General features: G+C 78.4%; 3 protein-coding genes. All 3 read right to left on the bottom strand.

The features are described 5' to 3' along the window. Window positions 1–728, bottom strand: a 728-nt coding sequence (locus tag ACQRUO_RS39170; RefSeq protein ID WP_428320960.1) for a bpX6 domain-containing protein, incomplete at its 3' end; no start/stop codon positions are given. Next, window positions 725–2,464 (bottom strand): hypothetical protein, encoded by a 1,740-nt coding sequence (locus ACQRUO_RS39165; protein WP_428320959.1) that lies wholly within the window; start codon window positions 2,462–2,464, stop codon window positions 725–727. The genes ACQRUO_RS39170 and ACQRUO_RS39165, both read right to left, overlap by 4 nt. After that, on the bottom strand, window positions 2,461–2,862 hold a 402-nt coding region (locus tag ACQRUO_RS39160; RefSeq protein ID WP_428320958.1), incomplete at its 5' end, for a hypothetical protein. The genes ACQRUO_RS39165 and ACQRUO_RS39160, both read right to left, overlap by 4 nt.

Genomic DNA, 2,862 nt, shown 5'->3' with positions numbered 1-2,862 from the left:
CTGCTGGTGGCCGCCGCCGCACCCCCGCCGATGCCGAATACGGCCCCGGCGAGGGCGACGACGGCCACCAGCATGAGCAGCGGCGCCGCGGCCACCGGTCCGATGGTGGTGCACAGCCAACCGAACCTACCCAGCAGGGCGAGGGCGGGGACGAACGGGAGTGCCGTCCGCAGCACCCCGAGCGTGGTGGCCAGGACGCCGGCCCGCGGGCCGCGGGCCAGGGTTCGCCGCAGACGCGGGGAGGCGGGCCGCACGCCGGCCGTCGCCCGCAGGTCGGGCCGGGGGCGCTCCAGGACCGCGTCGAGCGGCGGCTGTGGGTCCGGGGTGGCATCCAACACCGCGAGTTGACGGATCGTCAGCACTTCGAGGTTGAGCCACTCGGCGGGCCGGAGCCGCCGCAGCCCGGCGAGACCGTGGCGTTCGACCGTGCCGCCGCGGCGGCGGACCAGCTGGCCCGTCTCCGCGGGCTCGTCCTGGGCGTCGAAGGCGACCAGCGCACCGCCGCGGGCGAGCAGCGGCAGGCCGGGCCCGTGGTCGGCCCGCAGCTCGACGGGTTCGGCCAGCTGCAACAGCCAGGAGCCACAGGGGAGTTCGGACAGCCGGGCGCCGTCCTGCCAGTGCCCCAGGACCCGCTCGACGGCCTCGGCGACGCCGATGAGCGGAACGTCCAGGAGGAAGGCGGAGGCCGTCACCCGGGCCCGGTGAGCCCCGGCCGCCGTAGCGTTCACGTCGTCCTCCCGATGCGCAGGTGGATCTGGCCGGTGAGGGCGTCGCCGACCAGGGTCCGGCCGGCGTGCGACTCGGTCGCGACCAGCGGCAGGCCCGGGTGGACGACCGGCCGGCTGGTGCCGCCGGACAGGCTGCTCAGGGTGCGGGTGCCGTCGGGCCGCACGCTGCGCAGCAGCAGGCCCTTGGCGGAGCAGGTGAGCAGCGCGACGGTCTCGGCCTGGCGGACCAGGCCGATCACCTCCGCGCCGGCCGGAACCACCAGCTCGGCGTCCCCGCCCTCGCGGCACCGGATCTGCCAGTGCTCGCCGTTCCGCGTCCAGGCGACGGCGTCCTGGGCGAAGACCACCTGGTCCGCGCGCTCGACGGCAGCCGGAAGCTCACCGCCGTACAGCCGGGGCTCGCGCGACCAGTCGAACCCGGCCCGCCCTGCGGTGGCGGCGGCACAGGGTCCGGTGTCCGCGGCCTCGCCGGTCGGGGCGATCGACCACCACCGGCCGGCGAGCGGCACCGAGAGGAGGCCGTCCCGGTAGGTCAGTGGGAGCACGGGGCGCTCGAGCAGCGCGTCCAGTTGACCGCGGTCCAGGCCGAACCACTCCCGGTGCACCGGGACCCAGGAGCTCGGGGCGAGCGGGCGGCCGATCACCCGGACCTCCAGCCGGTCGCCCCTGGCCAGCAGTGCGATCAGCCGGCGCCCGAGTTGGGCGGCCGCGACGACCGGCCCGCCGAAGCCGTGGGTGCGCGGCCGGCCGGGCTGCATCGCGTGACCGGGGCTGAGCCTGGTCACCACCAGGTGGGCGGTGGTCGTGCCGCGGGCCAGCAGGGCCGGCGCGAGGCTGTTGAAGACGGGCAGGCGCGCCGCGTCGACCGAGGCCGCCCGCTGCTCCGGGGTCCGGCGGAACTCGGCGCCGCGCAGCGCACGGACGGCGATCTCCGGTGCCGGCAGCCGCAGTTCGGTCGCCGTCGGGCCGAGGGTGACCCGGACCCGGGTGGCGCCGGCGGCGCTCCAGCCGCCGGGTTCGGCGGTGAGCGTGCAGCGGTGGCCGGGCAGCTCGGCAGCGAGGGCGGGGGTGGTGAGCAGCCAGGCCTCGTCGGGTGCGTCCAGCGCCGTGTGGGCGCGGGCGACCGAAGCGGCGTCCGGGTCGACGGCGCGGCGGGCCTCCAGCCAGCTCGGGAGCAGCTCGGGCAGCTCTCCGGTCAGCCAGTGCCCGGGCGGGTCGCCGAGGATGCCGACCACCAGCTCCGAACCGCGGACGGCGGCCCGGCGGTGCAGCACGACCAGGGCGGCGAGGTGCACCAGCCGGACCGCGCCGGCGGCGCCCGGGCCGGTGTCGACCAGCACGGCGAGGCGGCCGCGTCGGCTGGTCCGGCGACGCTCGGGGGCGAGGTAGAGCAGTTCACCGCTGAGGTGGCGGCGCAGGAACTCCTCGGGCAGTTCGTCGGCGAGCAGCCACTGGGACGGCAGCAGCTGGTCCGGTCGGCCGGCGCGGGCCAGGCCGCCGTAGCCGTCCGGCTCGCCCAGCTCGGCGGCGCGCGGTTCGCGCTCGGCGACCAGCCCGTCGATCCGGCGCACCATCGGGCCGAGGGCCAGCGCCAGGGCGGGGGTCAGCGCGGACAGGCCGCCGGCCCAGGGAGCGAGGTCGGCGGGCAGCCGACCGGCCGACGCCGCGGCGGACGCCGTCGCGGTCGCCGCGGGGGGCGCCTCGGCGGTCACCACGGCGGTCACCTCGGAGCTCATCCGTTCCCGTCCTCGTCGAGGCCGGTCACCCGGTCGAGCGCCGCCGGGTCGGCCGGGCGGGTCGGCAGCTCGGTGATCAGCGCGGCCTCCTGCAGCAGGACGACCAGGCGCGGCGCCTGCGGTGACGGCGCGTCCGGGGTCAGGGCGTCCGAGGTCAGGGCGTCCCGCCAGAGCGCGGCGGCCGGCCGGGGGCGGGCGGTGGTCGGGACCAGGACGCCGCCGTCCCAGCCGAGGTAGCGGACGCCCGCCGCCCACGGCAGGTCGTCGGGGTCACCGAGGACCACCAGGGTCCGCGGGTCGGCCGCGGCGCGCAGTCCGGCCCCGGCAGCGAGCCGCTCCCGGGTGGCGGCGGCCAGCGCGGCGGCCGCCGGCCCGAGACCGGCCACGCCGGCCACCGG

Origin of the sequence: Kitasatospora sp. LaBMicrA B282, assembly GCF_050325825.1 — a bacterium.
In the GTDB taxonomy this organism is placed as follows: Bacteria; Actinomycetota; Actinomycetes; order Streptomycetales; family Streptomycetaceae; genus Kitasatospora.
This window is presented reverse-complemented; position numbering and strand designations above follow the sequence as displayed.

Bases quoted from the DNA above. Each gene is read 5' to 3' on its own strand.
- ACQRUO_RS39165 (WP_428320959.1), bottom strand. From the start codon at position 2,464: ATGAGCTCCGAGGTGACCGCCGTGGTGACCGCCGAGGCGCCCCCCGCG.